This is a genomic window from Siphonobacter sp. BAB-5405 (genome assembly GCF_002872335.1).
In the GTDB taxonomy this organism is placed as follows: Bacteria; Bacteroidota; Bacteroidia; order Cytophagales; family Spirosomataceae; genus Siphonobacter.
This window is the reverse complement of sequence record NZ_NJAG01000036.1, coordinates 430946-436945: the sequence shown is the minus strand read 5'-3', so window position 1 is coordinate 436945 and position 6000 is coordinate 430946. Positions and strand designations below refer to the sequence as shown.

Sequence of the window (6000 nt, the reverse complement as noted above, 5' to 3'; positions counted from 1 at the left end):
AGTACAACAGTACAGGTACCTGAGCGTATCATCGCTTCATTCCAGTCGCTTCCAGCTCAACTGGTGAAATTTCTACGCCGGGATAGCTTTCCATTTACTTCCTATATCAAAAGCCGTTAGCTTCATTCAATCTTCTGGTTCATTACCCCCGTTGAGTTCTTTGCTGAAATTGCCTTTTGTGACGTTGATCCGAATTTTACTGATTCAGGCGAAGATGAATTTATATACGTCCCCGATTTCGTCCCTTTTATGTTTTGCATAAGTATGATTTTTGAAAAAAAGATTGTCTGCGTATAGTAAACGAAACGAGTCCAGCGGCGATCCGAAAATGTCACGGGCAGGACCGTATGGGCTCTTTTCCGTGGCTTTCCCAGAAAACCATTCGCGGGAGTAGTAAGGATTTTCCTGCAAGCAAGCGTTGACATAGGGTAATAAATCAAATTGCTGAATTGATACTCGTTAGGTTTTCCCTTTATTAGCCCCTGATTCCCGCCAGAATTCCCCGGCTCGCTGCTTTTCTTTTCATCGCGAGTGATAAGCTTCCAACCGCCCACGATCTCCTTTCTGCCATGGACCGTCATACCCCTTCTAAATCTGATGAAGCCTTTGATTTACTTTCAAGCCCAGCGTACCAAGCCCTGATTGAATCGTTTGACCAGGCGATTTGGGAAACAGATGCTCAGGGTAAGGTTCGTAAAGACTCGCTCAGCTGGCGGGCCTACACGGGTCAGTCGCTGGAAGAATGGATGCAGGAGAACTGGACGTCCGCCGTACACCCCGATGAACAGGCATACGCCCAAAGACAATGGCAACAGTCCATTCAGGCAGGCATACCGCTGGAAATGGAATTACGTTTACGCAGACCCGACAGTAGCTGGCGATGGTCGAACGTGAAAACACGGGCCATCCGTAACGCTGACGGCTCCATCCGTGCCTGGATAGGAATCAGCGTGGATATTTCAGCCTACCGAGCGGATAAAGACGCCCAGCAAACGCATTTAGAAGGGCAAATCGCCCAGCGTACGGACCAGTTGCGGGCTAGTCAGGAACTACTTCGGGCTACGCTAAACAGCTCACCGGACCAGATTGAAGTTTTCAAGGCCGTTCGGGACGAACAAAACCAGATCATTGATTTTCAATGGATTTTACTCAATGAAGCCGCTGATAAAGTTTGCGGTGAAGTCCTTGGCAAAAGCCTTGTCACGCAACGACCCGATCTACTTGCTGCCGGTATTTTCGCGTCGATGATCGCCGTGGTTCAAACGGGCCTTCCCTACCAGCAGGAGATTCGCCCTGAACCGAGCCACTGGTTTTTCCTGTCGTTGGCAAAACAGGATGATGGTATCATCCTGACCACCCGGGATATTACTTCTTCCAAAGAAGCCGAGCAGGAACTACAACAAGCCCGGCAATTGCACGACGCGGTTTTTCGAACCGTTCGCCATGCCATCACGGTCTTTGAGGCAGTCCGCGATGAGTCAGGTAAAATTGTGGATTTTCGTTTTATTTTCTCCAACGGCGTCGCCGACCGTTACATGGGCGTTTCCACCCAGGGTAAAACCTTACGCACCATCACACCTTCGTACCTCGATGAATCCAACTTCACTACTATGGTTGAAGTGGTGGAAACGAACCTGCCTACCGATAAAATCCTGCATTTCACCTACGGGACCAGGCCCATGTACCTGCGTACCCAATACATGAAACTTCAGGATGGGCTGGTTATGATGTACGAAAACATCACCGAACGTCAAATTGCCGAAGCCAAACTCCTCCGCCTGAAAGACGAAGTTGCCCAAAAAGCGACGGACAAATACCTGACACTTTTCAATCACATGGAGCAGGGTTTTTGTATCATTCAGGTACTCTTTGATGAATCGGAAAATCCCGTTGATTATCTCTTTCTGGAAGTAAACCCGGTCTTTGAAAGACAAACCGGTTTACGCAACGCTACGGGCAAAAAGATGCGTGAACTTCAGCCGTTGCTGGAAGAGCATTGGTTTCAAAGCTATGGCGAGGTAGTTAAAACCGGCAAGGCCGTACACTTTGAAAACGAAGCTGCCTACCTGGTTGGAGGCGTGTGGTACGAAGTCTTCGCCTTGCCTTTTGGCCCGCCTGGCGATTGCCAGGTAGCCGTTCTTTTCAACGACATCACCTTACGCCGACGAAATCAGCAACGCCAGGAACATCTGCTGAAGCTGAGCGACGCCCTTCGGCCCTTGGCAAATCCCAATGAACTCAAGCGGGTAGCCACGGATCTTTTGGAAAAACGGCTGGGGGTAACGCACGTTTTTTACCGGGAGCATTCACCAGAGCAGACTGAGCTTCGGGGTGCTGACCGCTTTGGCATTTCCGATGAATCAGAGCTTTCCGTATGGTTCCGATCGCAAGATTTTGAAGTTTTCCTTACCCGCTTATTAGGATCAGGAAACCCGGTCATCATTCCGGAAATCACCACGGCAACCGAGTTTTCTTCGGCCGAGCAAAAGGCATTTATCAGGGCCGGTATCGCTGCCCTGGTTCTTTTCCCACTCCTGAAAAACGGGCATTGGGTGGCAAGCCTTTGGATTCACCAGCGGGAGCCGCGGGAATGGAACCTGCTGGACCTGTCACTCATCGAGGAAACCGTTGAACGTACCTGGGTAGCCATCGAACGAGCCCATACCGAAGAAGCCTTACGGGAAAGCGAAGCGAGGTATCGTTCGCTGTTACAGAACCTGCCTGATTATGCCATTTACCGAATGGATTCAGCGGGCATCATTACCGAATGGAACGAAGGAGCCCAACGCATGAAAGGCTACTCGGCTCAGGAAATGATTGGAAAGCATGCCTCCATTTGTTACACGCCGGAAGCCGTAGCGGCGGGTCAGCCCGCCAAAGACCTGCGGGAAGCAGCCCAAACAGGCCGTGTCGAACGGGAGTCGATTCGAATCAGTAAGAGTGGCGAACGCTTCTGGGTCAATGAAATAGCGACGGCCATTCACGATACCCACGGCCAGTTAACGGGCTTTACGAAAATTAGCCGTGACATTACCCGACACAAACGGGGGCAAGCCTTGCAGCTACAACTGGAGCAGCGTACGCGTCTGGCTGTGGAGGCCGCCGAAATGGCCACCTGGGAATGGCATCTGGTGACCGATAAAGTATACTGGAATGAACAGCATTTCAAACTACTGGGCATGACCATTGAAACGAGTCCGCAACCGTCGGAGGCGTTTACCCGTCATCTCCATCCGCAGGATCGAACGTGGGTTTTGGCAGAATTACAGCGAGCCATTGATGAACAAAGTCTATTTGACGTTGAATTTCGAATTATACGCGAGGATGGTGTGGTTCGCTGGATGAGCGGCTACGGACGCGTGACGGGGGAAGAAGAAGGCCAACCCACCCAGATGAGCGGGGCCATGCTGGATATTACGGATCGCAAACAGGCGGAAGAAGAAATCCGAAAATCGGAAGAGCGGCTACAGCGGGTTCTGTCCATCAGCACGGTAGGGGTCATCTATTTTGATCTGGAAGGAGGGATTCATAAAGTGAATGAAGCCTTTCAGCGGATGAGTGGGTATCCGGTTGAGGCCTTTGCCCTGGGGCAGGTCCGATGGGATACCCTTACGGCTCCGGAGTTTACGCAGTATACTCAAATCGCGGTGCAGGAATACCGTCGCAAGGGGGAGAATACGCCTTACGAAAAGCAATACATTCGCCCGGATGGTAGCCGTTGGTGGGGACTGTTTGCGGGAAAACAACTAAGTGAAGGAGAATTCGTAGAGTTCGTTCTGGACATTACTGAAACGAAACGGGCGGGCGAAATTCTGAAACAGGCGGATCGGAAAAAGGATGATTTTATAGCCATGCTGGCTCACGAACTTCGCAACCCCATGGCTACCTTACGCAATGGCCTGCAGATTCTTTCCATGACCGGAACGAGTCCGTCACAAACCCGGGGCGTCATTAGTATGATGAGTCGCCAAACGGAACATCTCGTACGCATGGTAGACGACCTGTTGGATGTGAGCCGTATCAGTCGGGGCAAGATTGAGCTGCATCAGGAAACGGTCAATCTGGTGGAATTAGTCCGGCAGTCCGTGGAATCCGTAACACTTCTGTATGAGCAAAAGCAGCAGCAGTTGCACGTAAGTCTTCCCAAACATCCCATTGAAATCGAAGGTGACGCAACCCGACTGGTACAGGTGGTTACGAATCTACTCACGAACGCTGCCCGCTACACGGGCGAAACAGGCGTGGTAGATCTACAGTTGGAGCATCAGGGTCAGGAAGCAATTCTCCGCATCCGGGACAATGGTATTGGCCTGGCTTCGGATCAGCTTACTGCTATTTTTGAGCTTTTTGTGCAGGTGGATAATTCCTTGGCCCGCTCACAGGGAGGACTGGGACTGGGCCTGACGCTGGTAAAACAGATTGTAGAACTGCACGGCGGACAGGTAGAAGCTCAGAGTAAAGGCCTGAAGCAGGGGAGTACGTTTACCGTGCATCTGCCAACCCTGACTACGAGCCTCGCTTCAGAAGCGAGTCAGACGGATACCCTCCCCGCTTCTGAGCCCTTACAAATTTTAGTAGTCGACGACAATCTGGATGCTACGCTAACACTCAGCATGCTTCTGGAGCTCAAAGGCTATCAGGTGCACACCCGCAACAGTGGTCGTTTGGCCCTGGAAGCGGCGGAGCAGCTTCGTCCGGATGTCATTTTGCTGGATATTGGCATGCCTGATCTGGATGGGTATGAAACTTGCCGACACATTCGCCAGCAGCCCTGGAGTCAGAAGATGTTCATCGTGGCGGTATCGGGTTACGGTCTGATTGAAGACAAACAGAAAGCAAAAGAAGTGGGCTTCAATGAGCATTTAACCAAACCCCTGGATTTGGACGCATTGATTCATCTGCTCAATACGTATCAATCTTAAGGCTTACGCACGAACGTAATTATTTTAGTGTAGCCATCTGACTGTATCTTCTATCATCTAATTATACCTAGTTTCTTTCTCAGGTTTTAGAAGCTGAATATTCGTACCTTTCGTTACTGGGTTGTGTTGTGTTTCATAAACCATCACTGAAGTTTCCCATTCGTGGAGAAATAATAGAGTCATTCTACATCCTACCCCCTTTTCCTGGTATGAACGCTCTGCAAACCGGTCAATTTTATGGCCAGACCAATCAAAAACTTCAGTTGGGTCATCTGACCCTTACGGATACGGAATACACTCACCCCTGGGTGGACTGGCATTACCACGAAAACGCCTACTTTACTTTCATTTTACAGGGAAACGTAGTAGAAGGGAACCGGAAACAAACGTACACCTGTACCCCGGGCAGCCTGCTGTTTCACCATTGGCAGGAAGCTCATTACAACCAGAAACCCGAAGGTTATACCCGGGGCTTCCACGTTGAAATCAACGCGGACTGGTTTCAAGCCTATGAAGTACAAGCGTTGCAGGGCAGTATCGACCTTCAGCATCCACAGGCCAAACGACTCATGTACAATCTCGTCAGAGAAGCCAAACGCCACGAATGCTATACGCCCCTGGCCATTGACGCCTTACTCGTTTCGTTATTTTCTGAACTTACGCAGGCGTTTGACCACCCGTATCTGAGGCAGCCTTCCTGGGTGAAACAACTGCGGGATCTCTTACACGATGCTCCGGAAGAACCCTGGACGCTCAACCAGTTAGCCGGGCAACTCGCTCTTCATCCGGTTTACCTCTGCCGGGAGATGCCCCGTTACTTTAACTGCCACTTCGGAGAGTACCTGCGAATGATACGGCTTCAGAAGGCCTTACCGCTATTGATAAGCCAGGGTCAGTCGTTAACGCAAATTGCCCTGGCATGCGGTTTTGCCGATCAGAGTCATTTTATTCGTTCGTTTCGGGCTCAGTATGCCCTCACGCCGTTTGCATACCGAAAACTTTTTGTAGGCTAAGGTTAATCCTGTTCTATTTCCGGCCTCATCCCGTGTGTAGGTTTGTACCTCACCCCTCTCCTATG

At 50.6% G+C, this 6000-nt stretch carries 2 protein-coding genes; both read left to right on the top strand.

Features of this window, described 5'->3' with window-relative positions:
- Positions 1-569: 569 nt before the first annotated feature.
- Positions 570-4922 (top strand): PAS domain S-box protein, encoded by a 4353-nt coding sequence (locus BWI97_RS21035; RefSeq protein ID WP_102202660.1) that lies wholly within the window; start codon positions 570-572, stop codon positions 4920-4922.
- 209 nt (positions 4923-5131) lie between these two features.
- A complete protein-coding gene (locus BWI97_RS21030) occupies positions 5132-5935 on the top strand; it encodes an AraC family transcriptional regulator (protein ID WP_102202659.1) in 804 nt (267 codons plus the stop codon).
- Positions 5936-6000 lie beyond the last annotated feature (65 nt).

What these genes read in the sequence shown, in the direction of transcription:
- BWI97_RS21035 (WP_102202660.1), top strand. Translation starts at nt 570, where the DNA reads ATGGACCGTCATACCCCTTCTAAATCTGATGAAGCCTTTGATTTACTT.
- BWI97_RS21030 (WP_102202659.1), top strand. Translation starts at nt 5,132, where the DNA reads ATGAACGCTCTGCAAACCGGTCAATTTTATGGCCAGACCAATCAAAAA.